The 17234-nt window shown below is 67.6% G+C and carries 18 protein-coding genes and 2 tRNA genes; 17 read left to right on the top strand and 3 right to left on the bottom strand.

The features are described 5' to 3' along the window. Positions 1-13: 13 nt before the first annotated feature. Positions 14-2287, bottom strand: coding sequence for a transglycosylase domain-containing protein (locus ACP696_RS03415; protein ID WP_426043461.1), 2274 nt, complete (start codon positions 2285-2287; stop codon positions 14-16). A gap of 185 nt (positions 2288-2472) precedes the next feature. Between ACP696_RS03415 and ACP696_RS03410 the strand changes: the two genes are divergently transcribed. Beyond that, complete coding sequence (locus ACP696_RS03410; protein ID WP_426032373.1) at positions 2473-3450, top strand: S1C family serine protease; 978 nt, start codon at positions 2473-2475, stop codon at positions 3448-3450. Between the two features lie 74 nt (positions 3451-3524). Here the strand turns inward: ACP696_RS03410 and ACP696_RS03405 are convergent. After that, a tRNA-Thr gene (locus tag ACP696_RS03405) sits at positions 3525-3599 on the bottom strand. Positions 3600-3688: 89 nt separating this feature from the next. On the opposite strand from ACP696_RS03405, the gene ACP696_RS03400 reads away from it, so the two are divergent. The 3 genes from ACP696_RS03400 (at position 3689) to ACP696_RS03390 (ending at position 5700) form a co-directional block, all read left to right on the top strand. After that, positions 3689-3856: a hypothetical protein gene (locus ACP696_RS03400; RefSeq protein WP_426012890.1), complete on the top strand. Its 168-nt coding sequence runs from the start codon at positions 3689-3691 to the stop codon at positions 3854-3856. 121 nt (positions 3857-3977) lie between these two features. Then, entirely contained in the window at positions 3978-5273 is a 1296-nt protein-coding gene (murA, locus tag ACP696_RS03395; RefSeq protein ID WP_426012888.1) for a UDP-N-acetylglucosamine 1-carboxyvinyltransferase, read from the top strand. After that, a complete protein-coding gene (locus ACP696_RS03390) occupies positions 5266-5700 on the top strand; it encodes a DUF2948 family protein (protein WP_426012887.1) in 435 nt (144 codons plus the stop codon). Before murA ends, ACP696_RS03390 begins: the two co-directional genes overlap by 8 nt. Positions 5701-5846: 146 nt before the next feature. Here the strand turns inward: ACP696_RS03390 and ACP696_RS03385 are convergent, their stop codons facing one another. After that, positions 5847-6164, bottom strand: a complete 318-nt coding sequence (locus tag ACP696_RS03385) for a HigA family addiction module antitoxin (protein WP_426012885.1) — start codon at positions 6162-6164, stop codon at positions 5847-5849. 141 nt (positions 6165-6305) lie between these two features. Between ACP696_RS03385 and ACP696_RS03380 the strand changes: the two genes are divergently transcribed. The 13 genes from ACP696_RS03380 to ACP696_RS03320 all read left to right on the top strand — a co-directional run bounded on the left by ACP696_RS03380 (position 6306) and on the right by ACP696_RS03320 (position 16698). Beyond that, a complete protein-coding gene (locus ACP696_RS03380) occupies positions 6306-6908 on the top strand; it encodes a hypothetical protein (RefSeq protein ID WP_426012883.1) in 603 nt (200 codons plus the stop codon). A 106-nt stretch (positions 6909-7014) separates the two neighbouring features. Beyond that, the gene (locus ACP696_RS03375; protein ID WP_426043460.1) at positions 7015-7326 is read left to right on the top strand and encodes an EthD family reductase; all 312 of its coding nucleotides are present in this window, start codon (positions 7015-7017) and stop codon (positions 7324-7326) included. 111 nt (positions 7327-7437) lie between these two features. Then, positions 7438-8553, top strand: a complete 1116-nt coding sequence (locus ACP696_RS03370; RefSeq protein WP_426043506.1) for a hypothetical protein — start codon at positions 7438-7440, stop codon at positions 8551-8553. Positions 8554-8771: 218 nt separating this feature from the next. Beyond that, positions 8772-10703: a M1 family metallopeptidase gene (locus tag ACP696_RS03365; RefSeq protein ID WP_426012880.1), complete on the top strand. Its 1932-nt coding sequence runs from the start codon at positions 8772-8774 to the stop codon at positions 10701-10703. A gap of 178 nt (positions 10704-10881) precedes the next feature. After that, positions 10882-11076 carry a hypothetical protein gene (locus ACP696_RS03360; RefSeq protein WP_426012878.1) on the top strand — a complete coding sequence of 65 codons (195 nt, stop codon included), beginning with the start codon at positions 10882-10884 and terminating at the stop codon, positions 11074-11076. Positions 11077-11902: 826 nt separating this feature from the next. Further along, a complete protein-coding gene (gene hisD / locus ACP696_RS03355) occupies positions 11903-13204 on the top strand; it encodes a histidinol dehydrogenase (protein WP_426012876.1) in 1302 nt (433 codons plus the stop codon). 18 nt (positions 13205-13222) lie between these two features. Further along, complete coding sequence (locus tag ACP696_RS03350) at positions 13223-13714, top strand: UPF0262 family protein (protein WP_426012875.1); 492 nt, start codon at positions 13223-13225, stop codon at positions 13712-13714. A gap of 199 nt (positions 13715-13913) precedes the next feature. After that, complete coding sequence (locus ACP696_RS03345) at positions 13914-14372, top strand: low molecular weight phosphatase family protein (RefSeq protein ID WP_426012873.1); 459 nt, start codon at positions 13914-13916, stop codon at positions 14370-14372. A 97-nt stretch (positions 14373-14469) separates the two neighbouring features. Beyond that, positions 14470-14688, top strand: a complete 219-nt coding sequence (gene infA / locus ACP696_RS03340) for a translation initiation factor IF-1 (protein ID WP_008261544.1) — start codon at positions 14470-14472, stop codon at positions 14686-14688. A gap of 8 nt (positions 14689-14696) precedes the next feature. Then, complete coding sequence (locus tag ACP696_RS03335) at positions 14697-15287, top strand: Maf family protein (RefSeq protein WP_426012871.1); 591 nt, start codon at positions 14697-14699, stop codon at positions 15285-15287. After that, a complete protein-coding gene (locus ACP696_RS03330) occupies positions 15284-16324 on the top strand; it encodes a ribonuclease E/G (protein WP_426012869.1) in 1041 nt (346 codons plus the stop codon). Before ACP696_RS03335 ends, ACP696_RS03330 begins: the two co-directional genes overlap by 4 nt. Then, positions 16321-16503 carry a DNA gyrase inhibitor YacG gene (locus tag ACP696_RS03325; RefSeq protein WP_426043459.1) on the top strand — a complete coding sequence of 61 codons (183 nt, stop codon included), beginning with the start codon at positions 16321-16323 and terminating at the stop codon, positions 16501-16503. The genes ACP696_RS03330 and ACP696_RS03325 overlap by 4 nt, the downstream gene beginning before the upstream one ends. Positions 16504-16622: 119 nt before the next feature. After that, a tRNA-Phe gene (locus ACP696_RS03320) sits at positions 16623-16698 on the top strand. The last annotated feature ends 536 nt before the right edge of the window (positions 16699-17234 follow it).

Below are 17234 nucleotides of genomic sequence, written 5' to 3'. Positions count from 1 at the left end.
CCCTTGGGTCAGTCTAGCGGTTTTCGCTCGGCGGAGGCGCGGCCGGGGCGACCGGAACGGGCGCGATCGGAGGCGAGGGGTCGGCCGGCGCGGCGGGGCTGGCAGGATCGGCGGGCGCGGGCTCGCCAGGGACGGCCGGGTCGAGCGTAACCTCGGGCGCGATCTCCAGGGTCGGGTCCTCGGGATTGAGTGGCACCAGGCTTTCGTCGATCACCGGCGCCGCGCGAACGCCGCGCCCCACGGCGTAGCTGGCGAGTTCCTTCCAGATCTTGGCCGGCATGCCGCCGCCGACCACGCCGTTCATCGGGCTGTTGTCGTCATTGCCGACCCAAACGCCGATCACCAGGTCGCCGACATAGCCGACGAACAGGGCGTCGCGATAGCTCTGGCTGGTGCCGGTCTTGCCGAACGCGCCGGGGATCGCCGCCTCGATGCCGGTGCCGCGCTGGGTGGCCGAGCGCAGCAGGTCACGCATACCAACCAGCTCGGCCTTGGTCAGGGGATGAACCTTGGCCGGCTTGCGCCAGTCGGCCAGACCGTGCGGAACCACCGGCGTCTCGCCGGCCGCGATGGCCGCATAGGCCGCCGTCAGCCGCACCAGGCTCATCGGGCCGGTGCCCAGGGCCAGGGTCAGGTCGTCGGGGATCGGGTCGGTGACGCCGAGGTCGCGGGCGGTGCGGACGATGCTGTCTCGACCAACCTGCTTGGCCAGACGCACTGCGGCGACGTTGGAAGACGCGGCGAAGGCGGTGATTAGCGGCACCTCGCGGCCGGCGTACTTGCTCTCGTGGTTCTTGGGCGTCCAGCCGCTGACGATGACAGGCGCGTCGAGGATCGGGCTGGTCGGGGTCATGCCCTGGCGCAGGGCGGTCAGGTAGACGAACAGCTTGAAGGCCGAGCCGGGCGGACGATCGCCGTCGGCGCGGTTGAACTGGCTGGCCTTGTAGTCGCGGCCGCCGACCATGGCGACCACCCGGCCGTCGGTGCGCATGGCGACGATCGCCCCTTGGCTGACGTTCAGCCCCTTGCCGTCGCGGTCCAGCGCGGAGCGCAGCACCTTCTCGGCCTTGGCCTGCAGGTCGCGGTCCAGGGTGGTGCGCACCACGGTCTCGCCATAGGTGTTTTCGAACACCGCCTTGGCCTGGGGGAACACCCAGTCGGCGAAGTAGGAGCCCGTAGGCAGCTTGCGGCGGCCGCCGTCCACATGGATGTCGCGGACGGCCTGGGCGGCCTGGGCGGGGGTGATGGTCCCGGTGTCGACCATGGCGACCAGCACCACGCGCATCCGGGCCTTGGCGCCGTCGAAATTCTCGGTCGGGGCCAGGCGCGAGGGGGCCTTGACCATGCCGGCCAGCATCGCCGCCTCGCCGACCGACAGGGTCTCGGGTGTCTTGTCGAAATAGTGCCGGGCCGCGGCGCGCAGGCCAAAGGCGCCGTCGCCGAAATAGATCGACGACAGGTAGCGCGACAGGATCTCATTCTTAGATAACCGGGCTTCCAGATAGAGCGCGATCAGCACCTCCTGGGCCTTGCGGCGCAGGCTGCGCTGGTTGGACAGGAAGGCGTTCTTGGCCAGCTGCTGGGTGATGGTCGAGCCGCCTTCGGACACGCCGCCCGCCTTGGCGTTGGAGCGCATGGCGCGGGCGATGCCCTTGGGATCGACGCCTATGTGCTTGTAGAAGCGCCGGTCCTCGATCGAGACAAAGGCCCCGGGCACATAGGCCGGCAGATTGGCGACCACCACGGGGGCTTCCTTGTAGGACCCGCGCCGGGCGATGGCCGTGCCGTCGGTGGCTTCCAGGATCAGGGTCGGGTTGGCCAGCGGCTCGAGGGCGCGGCCCAGGGGCAGGGACCACAGCAGCGAGGCGATCACCGAGATCACCAGCAGCACGACGGCGCCAGCTCCGACCTGCCAGGCGCGGCGCCGCCACAGCGCCGGCTTGCTGGGGACCGGCGCCGGGGCGGTATCGGAAGTGACGGAGGCTTGCGGCGCTTCGGCGGTTTCCGGGTCAGCGGGCGCCGGCTCAGGTTCAACAACCGCCGGCGCGAGTTGGACGGTGTCCAGCGTCTCCGGTTCGACCGCGGAGATGGGCGCGGCGACGGGCCTTGGCTTGCGGAGGCGCCTGGGCTTGGCGGGGGCGGCCTTGATGGTCTCCGGAGCCGGCTCGGCTGCGGTCACCGGCGCGGGCGCGGCCGTGGGTTTGCGCACGCGTTTCGGCTTCGGCGTGGCGCCCTCGGGCGAGACGGCTCGCGGGGCGATCTTGGGCTCGTCGGAAGGATCGGACATGCGATTCGCAGGCTGGCGGGCCAGGGGCCCGCGTGAGGATGCTGGTCCTTAGCACAGGCGCGGGCGGAGCCAACGCCGCGCGGAACGTCTCGCGTTCTGTTTGAGGCAAACGTGCCGTCGCCTGGCGGTATCCCTTGTCGCGCGCGCCGGTCGATCCCAGATCTGGAGTCCTAAAGGAGATCGAGTTGAGCTCACCATTCCAAGGTTACGAGGTCGAGGCCCGGCTGCGTCCCACCGCCGACGGCCATGCGTTCGACCTGGATAGCGCGCTGTCCGCCGTCGTGGCGCTGGAGGCGCGCGTGCCGGCCGACGCCTTCACCGCCGGCATTCTGGGCACGGAGCGCCTGGGCAATGGCGTGGTGGTTGGACCCAGCGGCCTGGTGCTGACCATGGCCTATCTGATCACCGAGGCCGAGACTGTCACCCTTACGCTCAACGACGGCCGGCGCGTCGCGGCCCACGTCCTGGGTCTCGACAACCAGACGGGACTGGGCCTCGTCCAGGCGCTGGAGCCGCTCGACCTGCCGGTGCTGCCGCTCGGCTCGTCGCAGGGGCTGAAGGCCGGCAGCGCCGTCGTGGTGGCCGGGGCCGGCGGACGCGCCCATGCCGCAGCGGGACGCGTGCTCGCCCGCATGCCGTTCGCGGGCTATTGGGAATATCTGCTCGACGACGCCATCATGACCGAGCCGGCCCACCCGCACTGGAGTGGCGCGGCCCTGATCGACGCCGCCGGAAAGCTGGTGGGGCTCGGCTCTTTGAGCCTGGAAGGCCGCACGTCCAGCGGCGCGCCCCGGCCCATGAACATGTTCGTGCCGGCCGAATTGCTGCCGCCGATCCTCGACGATCTGGCGCGGGGCAAGCCGGGCCATCCGCCGCGTCCGTGGCTGGGTGTGCTGGCCCAGGAGTCTGGCGCGCATGTCGTGCTGGTGGGCGTCGTTCCCGGCGGTCCGGCCTCGCGCGCCGAGCTGCGGGCGGGCGATCTCATTCTGGCGGTGGCGGGCGAGCCGGTCGACGACCTGGCCGAATTCTACACGCAGCTCTGGGCGCAAGGCCCGCCGGGCGCCGTGATCCCTCTGCGCATCCTGCGCGAGCAGGACGTCTTCGAGGTCGAGATCCGCTCGGCCGATCGCAGCGCCCTGCTGAAGAAGCGCCGGTTCAACTAGCGGCTGGCGATCTGTTGAGGATCTGTAGGGATCTGGTGTGGTCGGGGTCCAGACCTGAGAGGTCTGGACCCCGATGGTGCCACGACTGGGACTCGAACCCAGGACCTCAGCCTTACCAAGGATGCGCTCTACCACTGAGCTACCGCGGCGAAGAGGAGCGGCGTATAGCGAACCAAACGCGGTTGGCAAAGCCAAAATCGTGTTGACCAATCGTCGCGGCGCTTTCACCTGTGGAAACATGAGCCACAACCCCAAGCCTCACACCAAGCCCATTGGGGAAAAGGCGGCGCGCGAGGCGCGGCTGGCTCAGGCGCTACGGACCAATCTTCGCCGCAGGAAGGTCGCCCCCGCGCCGGCCGCCAAGCCGGAACCAGCTCTTGAACAGACCGGCGAGCCGTCCGACTGAGGGGGAACGGTGAGGAATCGGCGCCGCCCCTTGCGCGGGGCTTTGCAACCGCTAGAACCTCTTCTTCACAGATGACCGCGCGGCGCTCCCCCTCGAATAGCCGCGCGATGAGGGACTTTCATTGGATCGTATCGCCATCATCGGCGGCGCGCAGCTGAACGGGATCATCCCGGTCAGCGGCGCCAAGAACTCGGCCATCAAGCTGATGGCGGCCAGCCTGCTCACGTCCGAGCCGCTGCGCCTGACCAACATGCCGCGCCTGGCCGACACCAGGTTCCTGGGCAAGCTGCTGACCCGCCTGGGCGCCCAGGTCGAAGAGCGCGAAGGGCCTGATGGTTCGGAGACGGTGCTGCACGCGCCCGAGATTACCAGCGGTTTCGCGCCCTATGAGCTGGTCCGGCAGATGCGCGCCTCGTTCAATGTGCTGGGCCCGCTGATCGCCCGCACCGGCCAGGCCAAGGTCAGCCTGCCCGGCGGTTGCACCATCGGCGCGCGTCCCGTCGACCTGCACCTGCAGGCGCTTGAGGCCCTGGGCGCCAAGATCGACCTGCATGAAGGCTATGTCTATGCCCAGGCCCCGCGCGGCCTGAAGGGCGCCGAGATCACCTTCCCGTTCGTCTCGGTGGGCGCCACCGAGCACGCCATGCTGGCCGCCGTGCTGGCCGACGGCGTCACCACCATCAGGAACGCCGCCTGCGAGCCCGAACTGCTGGACCTGCAGATCTGCCTCAACGCCATGGGCGCCAAGGTGGAGGGCGGGGGGACCCCGACCATCACCATCACCGGCGTCGCCAAGCTGCACGGCGCGACGCACTCGGTGATCCCCGATCGCATCGAGATGGGCACCTATGCCGTGGCGGCGGCCATGGCCGGCGGCGAGGTTCAGCTGACTCGCGCTCGCCCCGAACTGATCGACAGCCTGCTGGTCAAGCTGGAAGAGGCCGGCTGCGGCGTCGTTCGCACCGAGGACGGGGTGATCATCAAGCGCAACGGCCACCGCCTGGAAGCCGTCGACCTGGAAACCCAGCCCTATCCGGGCTTCGCCACCGACCTGCAGGCCCAGTTCATGGCCCTGATGACCACGGCCAAGGGCGAGAGCCGGATCCGCGAGACCATCTTCGAGAACCGCTTCATGCACGCCCCCGAACTGATGCGCCTGGGGGCCGACATCTCGGTGGCCGGGGGCGAGGCCCGGGTGCGCGGCGTGGCCCAGCTGGAAGGCGCCGAGGTCATGGCCACCGACCTGCGCGCCTCGGTCAGCCTGGTGATCGCCGGCCTTGTGGCGCGCGGCGAGACCACGGTCAGCCGCATCTATCACCTGGACCGCGGCTTCGAGCGGCTGGAAGAAAAGCTGGGCGCCTGCGGGGCTCAGGTGCGCCGCATCACGGGCGATGCCGAGGGCGACGACCATGAGTGACGCCGCTACGCCGTTACGCCTGCTGGCCCAGGACGCCGACGACCTGGCGGTGATCTCCGCCGCCCTGCAGGACGCCATCGCCAAGATCGGCGACATCCGCTGGGACGCTTCGGCGCGGACGCTGACCCTGGCCTGCAACCGCTTTCGCTGGGAATCGAGCGCCAAGAAGGGTGAGCGCGTGCGTTCCGCCCTCCAGCTTGGCGACGTCACCGGCGTCCAGGCCCGCAAGCTGCGCCGCGACGCCAAGTCGGCGGTCGTCGAACTGCTCTCCGTGGCCTTCGAGCCCGCCGAGGCCCCCGGCGGCAGCGTGCTGTTGACCTTCGCCGGCGGCGGCGATCTGCGCGTCACCGTCGACTGCCTGGACGTGGTGTTGGCGGATGTGTCCGAGCCTTGGGCGACGTCTCGGAAGCCGGGGCACGCGGACTGAGGTCAGCCTCCCTCGGCTGTCATCCCGGACGAGCGCGAAGCGCGAAGATCCGGGACCGACGCGTGAACGTGGGCGCTTCCGGCGGTCCCGGGTCTTCGCTTCGCTACGCCCGGGATGACAAGATTGAGTTACATTGCGCGGTTTCGCTAAGCCGCCGCCAGCGGCTTGATCGCCTTCAACGCATCGCGCGTCTCGATCGCGGGCTTGGACAGGTCGTGGGCGTTCTGCAGGTTGATCCAGAACTGAGCCGACGTCCCGAACACCTTGCCCAGGCGCAGCGCCGTATCGGCGGTGACGGGCTGCTTCTCGCGGATCAGCCGCTCGATCCGGGTGCGGTCCTTCAGGCCCATGGAGCGAGCCAAGGCGCCGGCCGTCAGTTTGAAAGCCGGCAGATAGTCTTCGCGCAGATGCTCACCCGGATGGGGCGCCGGGCTGACGAAGTCCTCGAAATCAAGTGTGCGCATGGCGGCTTTGGCCAATCTGACGAAGGTTTGCTCACCAAGATAGCCGACAGGTCAGGTCCAGTCTCCCGTGCCTCCCAAGCGAACTTCCCCTAGAGAGTGGGAACATGCCATGGATTCGCGCTTGTTTCGACGGAGACCGACTTGACCGAAGAGACCTCCCGCAAGCGCATCCAGCTGCGTTGGCTGACCCTGGCCGAGATCGTCGGCGTGGGGGCCTTGGTGATCGCCGGCCTGGGCTTCTGGGACTCGCACCGCGAACGCGAACGCGATGAGCGCGACCGGGTCGCCGCCGTCAGCGAACGGCGGGCCGAGGCCAAGGCCCAGGCTCGGAAGCTGACCTTCGTGATGACCGGCGCGGTGGCCGACAAGGGCGAGACGGTGCGTCTGAACTCGGTCAATTCCGAGCAGGTGATCCAGACCCAGACGATCTGGTTTCCCGCCGAGCTGCGCAGCGATAGCGTCGAGACCACCGGCAATCCGCGCCTGGAGGCCGGCTGGATCGAGAACGGCCTGCGCAAGCATGCCGGCAAGGCCAGGACCGGTCGCGTGCCGGTCGGCGTGCTGACGGTGTTCATCGAGGATGGCCAGACCAAGACCGACCGCGCCGTCTATCAACTGGGCTACAGCCTGCACGACCGTACTCTGCGCGCCGACAAGGTGGAGCTGGAAGGGCTCTCGCTGGCTCGGCGCAACGTCTCTGGAGATCTGCAAGCGGCCGCTGGCAGTCTGTGGTCAGCGCGCTAAGCTCGTAATTGGCGCCGCGCCCCGCATGGCGCCCGGCCAGGCGCGTGCTTAAATCGCGTCAGGGAGCGGCCCGCGATGCTCGAGCGCCGCCATCAAGGAAGCCGACATGGTCATCTTCAGCGTGCTCTATCCGGCGACGCCCGGCGCCAGCTTCGACCAGGCCTATTATGACGCCACCCACATCCCACTGGTGAAGGACGCCTTCGGATCCACCGGTCTGAAGGACGTTCAGGTGTTCGTCGGCGTCTCGGCGCCCGACGGTGGTCCCGCGCCCTTCGTGGCCATGGCGCACCTTGCCTTCGAGGACGCCGCCGCGATGCAGGCCTCGCTGGCCGGTCCGCGCGGCGGCGAGGTCATGGCCGACGTCGCCAACTTCACCACGATCGCGCCGATCGCCCAGGTCAGCACACGGGATTGAGATGGCCCGGCGCGATCATGGTGAACGCAGCCTTAACCATGATCGCGCCCTTTGACTTGGGTTCAGGAGCGCCGTGATTCGTGATTGCGCGGCGATCGGTTCGAGGGCGTCATGGTCAGCAGCATCACCACCGGCTACGCGACCAATCCCTACGCTGCGGCGGCTGCCGGGACGACAGCCACTAAGGCAACCGCCGCCGATACCGCCAGCACATCCGCAGCCAAGACCAGCGGCTCCAGCGTCAATGTCACCCTTTCGGCGGAAGCCCTGGCCGCCTTGGCCGCCCAGACCGACAGCCGCACCATCGACACCGTGGTCGTATTCGCCCGCACCGCGCTCGACCAGCTGCTGTCAGACGCCAAGGCGACCAGCGCCCTGAAGGACGGCAAGCCGATGATCAGCCTGGCGGGCCTGGACCGCCGCAGCCTCTACGCCATCGCCAGCAACATGGGCGGTAAGTTCCCGATCGAGGAACAGGTGGTGGCGACCCTGCAGATGAAGGCCACGCGGGACGCGTCGCTGTCGGCCCCGGCCTCGGCCATGCGGGTGACCGGAGACCATGCCGGGCTCTACAAGGCGGCCCTGGCCAATCTCGAGGCCGCCGGGCCCGAGGAAAAGGCCATGGGACAGTGGGCCAAGGACAAGGCCGCCCTCACCGAGGGGCTCCAGCAGGCGACCGACAAGCCGGTCGTGGCCCCCAGCGGCATCGACGGCGACCCCGTCGCGGCCTATCTGAAGGACACCGGCGGCGTGGTCGCCAGCCCCCGCACCCGCGACATCAAGGCGGTCGCCTCCGACGTCCGCTCGGTGCTCGACAAGCAATATGCCGCTGCGACGGGCGACGGCATGGCGACCGATCCCGACGACGGAACGATCGACTTCTCCAAGTTCGACAACCGGTCCCTGGCCGCCGTGGCGCTGAACAAGGGCGCCCAGTTCTCTGAGCACGAGGTCGCCCAGGCCGCCGCCGAGGTGAAGACCCGCAACCGCGACAGCATCTCCGGCAGCTACAAGAGCACCAAGGGCTCCGACAACTCGGCCTTCGGCAAGAGCCTGATCACTCAATACACGGCGATGAGCGACGAGGAGCGGCAGGCGGCGGGTTGGACTCCGGCGCTCTATGACAAGATGGTCGCGCTCCAGAACCTGTCGGACAAGCTGGCCTCGCTGTTCAATCCCGACGGCAGCGTGAATACGGGCGGGACGAGTTTGCTGGATTATCTCTAAGCTCCTCCCCCCTGTGGGGGAGGAGGCCCGAAGGGCCGGAGGGGGGGAGTGGCCGGCAGTGCTCGACGCGTGGCATCTTTTTTCATCCTGCTCCCCCCACCGTCGGCTGCGCCGACACCGCCCCAGAGGGGGAGGAGTTGAGCAATTGGCCTTAGACCCGCCGTGGCGGTGGGCTAGAACAATCCCAACGCCCTTCCGAACACGGAAATCGCCCTATCATGCCCTCGATCAACATCACCAGTCGCGCCGCCCTATTGGCGCTGCTCCTGTCCGGCGCCGCCGCGACCGCTGTCATGGCCGCCACGCCCGCCGTTCAGCCGCCCATCCCGGCGGTCCTTAAGTCGCCCGAGGCGCGCGACGTCCACTCCTACGCACAGCCCCTGGTCGCCCGCGTCACCCACATCGACCTGGACCTGACCGCCGACTTCGCCAACCAGAAGATGACCGGCACGGCCGCCCTCGACATCGCCGCCGCGCCAGGCGCGAAGGAAGTCGTGCTCGACAGCAAGGGCCTGGTGATCAAGGGCGTCACCGACGCCAAGGGCGCGGCCTTGCCTTTCACCCTGGGAAAGACCGACCCCATCCTCGGCGCGCCGCTGACCGTCCAACTGAACGGCGCCAAGCGCATCGTCATCGCTTACGACAGCGCCCCCGGCGGCGCGGCATTGCAGTGGCTGACCCCGGCCCAGACGGCGGGCAAGGCCAAGCCCTATCTGTTCAGCCAGGGCGAGGCGATCCTCAACCGCACCTGGATTCCCACCCAGGACAGCCCAGGCGTCCGCCAGACCTGGACCGCCCGCATCGTGGCGCCGGCCGGCCTGAAGGCGGTGATGAGCGCGCAGATGCTGACTCCGAACGGTGAGCCCCTAGCCGGCAAACTTGGCGCCGGCGGCGGCCGCGCCTACCGCTTCCGGATGGACAAACCTGTCGCCTCCTACCTGATCGCCCTGGCGGTCGGCGACATCGCCTTCACACCGCTGGGCCAGCGCACCGGCGTCTATACCGAGCCGTCGGTGATGAAGAAGACCGCCTACGAACTGGTCGATGTCGAGAAGATGGTCGAGGCGGCCGAGAGCCTCTACGGCCCCTATGCCTGGGGTCGCTACGACCTGCTGGTGCTGCCGCCGTCGTTCCCGTTCGGCGGCATGGAAAACCCCCGCCTGACCTTCGCCACGCCCACGATCATCGCCGGCGACCGCTCGCTGGTCAGCCTGGTGGCCCACGAACTGGCCCATTCATGGTCGGGCAACCTGGTGAACAACGCCACTTGGTCGGACTTCTGGCTCAACGAAGGCTTCACCGACTATTTCGAGAACCGGATCATGGAGAAGCTCTACGGTCCGGAGCGCGCCAATATGCTGGCCGACCTGGGCTGGAGCGACCTGCAGGGCGCGATCAAGGACGCCGGCGGCCTGACCGGCGCCGACACCCGCCTGCACCTCGACCTGGCCGGTCGCGATCCCGACGACGGCATGACCGACATCGCCTACCAGAAGGGCGCGACCTTCCTGCGGACCATCGAAAAGGCCGTCGGCCGCGCGCGATGGGACGCCTATCTCAAGAACTATTTCGCCCGCCACGCCTTCCAGTCGCAGACCACGGCCGGCTTCGTCGCCGACCTGCGCGCCAGCCTGATCAAGGGCGATCCCAAGCTGGAAGCCGCGATCGGCATCGACCAGTGGGTCTATCAGGTGGGTCTGCCGGACAACGCCGTGCACATCAAGTCGGCGGCCTTCCCGGCGGTCGACGCCCTGGCCGCCGCCTACGCCACCGGCGGCCCCGCGCCGCTCGACAAATGGAAGGGCTGGAGCACGCCCGAGCGCACCCGCTTCATCACCAGCCTGCCGCGCGCCTTGTCGAAGGAACGCCTGGCCGATCTGGACAAGGCCTTCGGTCTATCGGCCCAGGGTAACAGCGAGATCCGCTTTGTCTGGCTGGAGCTGGCCGTCGCCAACCGCTACGACCCGGCCGTGCCGTCGCTGCAGACCTTTCTCACCGAGCAGGGCCGCCGCAAGTTCGTGGCGCCTCTGTTCAAGGACCTGATGGCCCAGGGCGACTGGGGCCAGCCCATCGCCAAGGCGCTCTACGCCAAGACCCGGCCGCTCTATCACGCCGTCACGCGGCAGACGGTGGACACCATCGTCAAATAGGTCGTTTCAGAAATTCGCGCGTTTTCGATCGTTTGGCGTCATTTCGACGACAAAAACGCGCATTTCTGCGCCGCTTTAGGCGGAATGCACACGAAAACTCGCGCTTTTGGCGAGTTTTCGTGTTAACCCTGTTTTCGCGCTCCCGTCAGAGGGGCGGGAAACTTAGGGAGTTAACGCCATGGCTGACGCCGTGTTCGCGACGCGCGCCCGTGCGCGTCCAGTGTTCTTCAACAAATGCGATATCAACAAGCCCGAGGCCGCCGAGCTTCGGCATGCCGGCCCCTGCATCCAGTGGGGCCGGATGGGGCTGGTCGCCATGGTCCTGATGTTCGGGGCCGGACTGGCGACCCTGGCCTATGCGGGCATGGGGTAACCATGCCCAAGACTGTCATCCCGGCGAACGCCTGATCGGATGGGGATAGGCGATCTGGACCCGAACGGATCTTGGCAGATCGATTGCAAAAGGGCGCCGCCAACCCCAGGATGCATAAAGCGTTGCGGACTTGCCGAGAGGGATGAGTGATCATGCGACTTGCTAGTCGTATTCTGTTCGCAGCCGCTCTTGTCTTCGTGGGAGGGTGTGCAACCCGTCCTGTCGCTCCACAAGCCTGTGTGCTTTCACAGGAAGACCAGGAAATCGAGCTGAGTCGGTCCGCGTATGCGGAAATTGAGAAAGCCCGTCCAGAGGTCAAGGGACTTGAACACATAGAGTTTGATAGTAAGCCGGACAACCACGGCAACCTAAGCGTCCAAGCGACTTATCATGTGCTGCCGCCGCCACCGAACGATCCGGTATTTCGGGCCACTTTTACAGTACAGCCCTGCACTTCTAAGATTCTACGCGCCAAATTTCACTAGGGCTCAAGGCGGATATCCACCTTCGCAGACACTCGAACAGTCCGTTTCTGCGGCTGCGCGTTTGCGGTTTAACCTCGTCTAGCCGGCAAAGGCCGGGGCCCAGATTTAGCCTGAGCGTTTGGGGACGACGCGCCCTTCTCTGGCGCTCAAGATGTTGAGCGCCCTGGGTTCAATATGGGTCCCGGCCTTTGCCGGGAAGGTAATGGTGGGGTAGACGCCGCTCCATTCCCGTCACTCTGATGACGGTGCGTAGGCGATGGGCGCGGGTGGTCCGGACGGCCGGAGGGTGTCTCTGGGCGATCCCCCCTTGCACCATCCCCAAAAACCCGCATCTAGGCCGCATGCGTCGCTTCAATTCCACCGACCCGTCCTTTCCCGCCGCCTTCAAGGCCTTTCTCGACGAGCGTCGGGGCGCGCCCGAGAATGTCGATGCGGCCGCCCGCAACGTGCTGGAGGCCGTGCAGGCCGATGGCTTGGCGGCCGTGCTCAGCTTCACCAGCCGCTTCGATGGCGTCGAGCTGACCGAGCACACCATCCGGGTCACGCCCGAGGAGATCGAGGCCGGGGCCGCCGCCGTTTCGGCCGAGGTGCGCGAAGCCATCGCCTTTGCAGCCGCCCGCATCCGCGCCTTCCACACCCGCCAGCGCCCGACCGACCAGAGCTGGATCGACGAGGCCGGCGTGCAGTTGGGCTGGCGCTGGACGCCGCTGGAGGCTGTGGGCGTCTATGTGCCCGGCGGCCGCGCGGCCTATCCCTCGACCGTGCTGATGAACGCCGTGCCCGCCCAGGTGGCCGGGGTGGACCGTATCGCCATGGTCACCCCGCCCGGCAAGCTGGAGCCGGCGGTGCTGGCCGCCGCCAAGGAGGCCGGGGTCACCGAGATCTGGCGGATCGGCGGGGCCCAAGCCGTCGCCGCCCTGGCCTACGGCGCCGGACCGATCCAGCCGGTCGACAAGATCGTCGGCCCCGGCAACGCCTATGTCACCGCCGCCAAGCGGCGTCTCTATGGCGTGGTTGGCATCGACGCCCTGGCTGGCCCGTCCGAGATCGTCGTGGTCGCCGACGCCAACAACAATCCCGACTGGATCGCCGCCGACCTGCTCAGCCAAGCCGAGCACGACCCGGCCGCCCAGGCGATCCTGATCACCGACGACGAAGCTTTCGCTCAGGCGGTGTCGGACGCTGTCGATGCCCTGCTCAAGACCCTGACCACCGGCGTCGACGCCGCCGAGTCCTGGCGCGACCACGGGGCGATCATCCTGTGCCCGCTCGACGACAGCCCACGGCTGGTCGATCTGCTGGCCCCCGAGCACGTCGAGTTCGCCATCGATGAGCCCGAACGCCTGGCCGACCGCGTGCGTCACGCCGGGGCGATCTTCCTGGGTCGGCTGACGCCCGAAGCCATCGGCGACTATGTGGCCGGCTCCAACCACGTGCTGCCCACCAGCCGGGCGGCGCGCTTCCAGTCGGGCCTGTCGATCTACGACTTTCTGAAACGCACCTCGATCGTCAAGTGCGACGCGGCGTCATTCGGCATCCTGGGGCCGCACACCGTGGCCTTGGCGAAGGCCGAGGGCTTGCCGGCCCACGCGCTTTCGGCGTCCGTTCGGCTTTCGTCCAACCGGTTGCCTTCCAAGCCGTAAGGGACAAGTCTCCATTCGATGTCCGACGCCCAGTCCACCGAGTCCCTGAAGTCCATCCTCATCGACGAGGACAGCCTCGCGGCGGCGTCGCGGGACCAGGAGCAAGAGCGGCAGGTGGCGATCTTTGACTTGCTCGACGGCAACTATTTCGAGCCGGCCGAGGCGCAGGGCGGGCCCTATGACCTGAAGCTGTCGCTGATCGAGAACCGCCTGGCCTTCGACATCGCCGGCCCCCGTACCGAAAGGGGGGGCTACGAGCGCCGCCACCTGCTGTCCCTGTCGCCCTTCCGGGGGGTGATCAAGGACTATTTCATGATCTGCGACAGCTACTATTCGGCGATCCGCAATTCGACGCCGCAGCAGATCGAGGCCTTGGACATGGGCCGGCGCGGCCTGCACAACGAGGGCTCGAACCTGCTGCGCGAGCGGTTGGAAGGCAAGGTCAAGACCGACCTCGACACCGCCCGGCGGCTGTTCACCCTGATCTGCGCCCTGCACTGGCGAGGCTAGAGTGCTCAGTGAAAGTGGGCGCGGTCCCACAATGAGAACTTTTCCAAACCTACCCACCACCGTTTTCCCGGCGAAGGCCGGGACCCAGATTCATCCTGAGCGGCTCGTGGGTTTCACGTGGGCCCCGGCCTTCGCCGGGGAGACGGATGAAAAGCGTGCAGAGCGGCTGACACTTTTTTTCAGGGCGAGGCTCTAGGGCGTGTCGGGCGAGCTTCCGGGCGCGGTGCTCTTCGCCTGCAATTTCAACCGCGTGCGCTCGCCGATGGCCGAGGCGCTGTTCAAGCACTTCTATGGAACGAGAGCGTTCGTCGATTCGTGCGGCCTCAAGCCCGACCCCGCCGAGGAGGGGATCGACCCCTTCGTGGCGGTGGTCATGGACGAGATGGGGCTCGACGTCACCGCCCACCGCCCCAAGAGCTTCGCCCAACTGGAGGACGACAGTTTCGACGTGGTCATCTCCCTGACTCCCGAGGCCCAGCACCGGGCCGTCGAGCTGGCCCGCGACCGGGCCACCGACATCGAATATTGGCCGACCCACGATCCGACCCTCGCGGACGGTTCTCGCGAGGCCATGCTGGCCTCGTACCGCGAGGTTCGCGACGCCCTGGCCAACGCAATTCGACAACGTTTCGGCGCGCCATCGACGTTCGGGGGGTGAATGCGCTATACCCCCCGCCTCGCAGCCGTCACCGGCTCCTCGACTCAATGGTCGCGGGGGCCTCGCCGGCATGGCGTCACCCGTTTTGAGAGGCCTGATGGCTAAGGAAGAACTACTCGAGTTTCCCGGTACGGTCAGCGAATTGCTGCCGAACGCGACGTTCCGCGTCACGCTGGAAAACGATCACGAGATCATCGCCCACACCGCCGGCAAGATGCGCAAGAACCGCATCCGGGTTCTGGCCGGCGACAAGGTGCTCGTGGAAATGACGCCCTACGACCTGACCAAGGGCCGCATCACCTACCGCTTCAAGTAGGGCTGGCGATGGTCGTCCAGCGGACGCCGCTGGTCCTGGCCAGTGCGAGCCCCCGGCGCCTGGACCTGCTCGCGCAGGTCGGCGTCGCCCCGGATCGGGTCGATCCCGCCGACATTGATGAAACGCCGCTGCGGGACGAGACCCCGCGGCGCCATGCCTTGCGCCTGGCGATCGAGAAGGCGAGGGCGGTCGCGCCCCGCTCTCCAGGCTGCCTGGTGCTGGCCGCCGACACCGTGGTCGCCGTGGGTCGCCGAATCCTGCCCAAGGCCGAAACGCCGGAGCAGGCGGCCCATTGCCTCAAGCTGCTGTCGGGCCGCAACCACATGGTCCTGACCGGCGTGGCCGTGATCGCCCCCGATGGCCGCGAGGCCTCGCGGCTGGTCGAGACCCGCGTGCAGTTCAAGCATCTGTCCGACGCCGAAAGGGCCGACTATCTGGCCGGCGGCGAATGGAACGGCAAGGCCGGCGGCTATGGCGTGCAAGGCGTGGCCGGCGGTTTCATCATCGACCTGCACGGCTCCTACACCTCCGTGGTCGGCCTGCCGCTCTATGAGACCCTGAACCTGCTGACGGGTCTCGGCTGGAGGAGGCCCTCATGAGCGAGCGTCGCGCCTATCTCTATACCGGCATCGGCGAGACCGTCGGGGTCGTCACCCTGGACGGGCGTCCCGAGCGACTGGTCGCCGAGTGGGACGGCGACGATGCTCTCGACGCTGAGGGCGTGCGCGGCGTGGCCCGGGTCAAGAAGATCGAGCGCGTTTTCAACTCGGCCTTCGTCGCCCTCCCAGGCAGCGCCGACCTCCTGCTGCCCATGCGCCAGGACATGCCCAAGCTGGTCGAGGGACAATTGGTCGAGATCGAGATCAAGACCCCCTCGCGCCGCGACAAGTCCGCCGTGGCCCGCTTCATCGGACCGGGCGACGGCGACCCGCGCGTGACGGCTCACGCTCCGACCGTGGAGGAGCTGCTGCGCCTCTGGGTCAAGTCAGGCTCGCCGACCCAGGGCCTCGCCGCGCTGGAGGCGGTCGAGGCGGCCGAGGCCGAGGCGCTGATGACAGTCTTCGCCCTGCCGGGCGGCGGCGACATCAGCATCGAATCGACCCGCGCCCTGGTGGCCATCGACGTCGATCTCGGAAATCGCGATGGGGATTCCAAGAAGGCGGCCCGCGCCGCCAACATGGCCGCTTTCACCACGGCGGCCCGTGTCCTGCGCCTGAAGGGCCTGGCGGGGCTTGTGGTGTTTGACCTGGTCGGGCGCGGCCACGACGGCCCAGCCCTGACCACGGCGGCCCGCAACGCCTTCGCCATCGACAATCCCGGCGTCGGTATCGGTCCGATCAGCAAGTTTGGCGCGCTGGAGATGATCGTGCCGCGACGGACCAAGCCGATTCTCGACCGCCTGCTGGACGAGACCGGCGGCCTTTCGGCCCGTGCCGGGGCCTTGCGGCTCGTCAGGGCCTTCGAGCGCGAAGGCCGGGCCGACCCCGGGGGCAGGCTGGTCGGGCGCTGTAGCGTGGCCGTCGCCGAGACCTTCGCCGCCCTAGACGTCGCCCTGGCCGACAAGATCGGTCGTCGCTTCACCGTTTCGCCGGTTGTCGATTGGGGCAATGACCGCCTGGAGGTCTCGACGTCATGAGCGTCTGCCCGATCTGCAAGAAGCCAGCGATCCCGGACTTCCGGCCCTTTTGCTGCAAGCGCTGCGCCGACGTGGATCTAAACCGCTGGCTGTCGGACCGCTATGTCGTGCCCGGCGCCGACGAGGATGAGGAAAACCCGCCTTCAACGGACTTGGCCACAGACTTCGGCCGGGAATAGTCCGCGATCATCGACGAGGGACTGGACTTCGTTTTTCGCCTCACCTATAGACGCGGCTCCTCGCCGTCAGGCGGGCGTCAGGGCGGTTTCGATCGCCTTTAGGCCCCGACGGACCCGGCGCCTGGATAGCTCAGTTGGTAGAGCAGCGGATTGAAAATCCGCGTGTCGCTGGTTCGAATCCGGCTCCAGGCACCACTTCCTCCCTCGACCCCCAGCCGAAGCCGACGTGGACTTTGGGTGTTCCGGCGCCCCGACTTTCAGCACCGGCGCGTCTGGGGGGTGCAGATGTAAAATTTTACCTACCGCCTGGCGAGGCTCGCAAAGCCTGTTTCGCTGAGCCGACCTCCAAGGCGTTGACTCTCCCATCGGGAAGATCGCGGCGTCTTGTCGACAGGTCTGAGAGCCAAGAGGACCGCTTGCCGACAAAGAGGCCGCGTATTGGCCGGCGCCCGTGGGGCGGACGAAGGCGGGGCAATCCGTCGCCAAGGAAGGCCCAGCAGGCTCCAGCTCGTTTCCGCCAAGCTGGTTTCCCGCAGTAAAATAGGCAAAAATTGCGGTGTCTTGGGCGGCGGCCTCGTTCAATGGTCCTGGCCCCCCGCCGGCGGCCGCTCGCGGTCAGATTGTTCTTTGATGCGATGCGCGTCTCGGTCAGGCTTGTGAGACCGGCGTTTTGTTGAGTTGCTGCACCGCAACATGGGTATTCCCTTTGATGGGGAAAAACCGCCCCTAAA

The sequence above is a fragment of the Caulobacter sp. DWR3-1-2 genome (assembly GCF_049896225.1).
Classification (GTDB): Bacteria; Pseudomonadota; Alphaproteobacteria; order Caulobacterales; family Caulobacteraceae; genus Caulobacter.
This window is presented reverse-complemented; position numbering and strand designations above follow the sequence as displayed.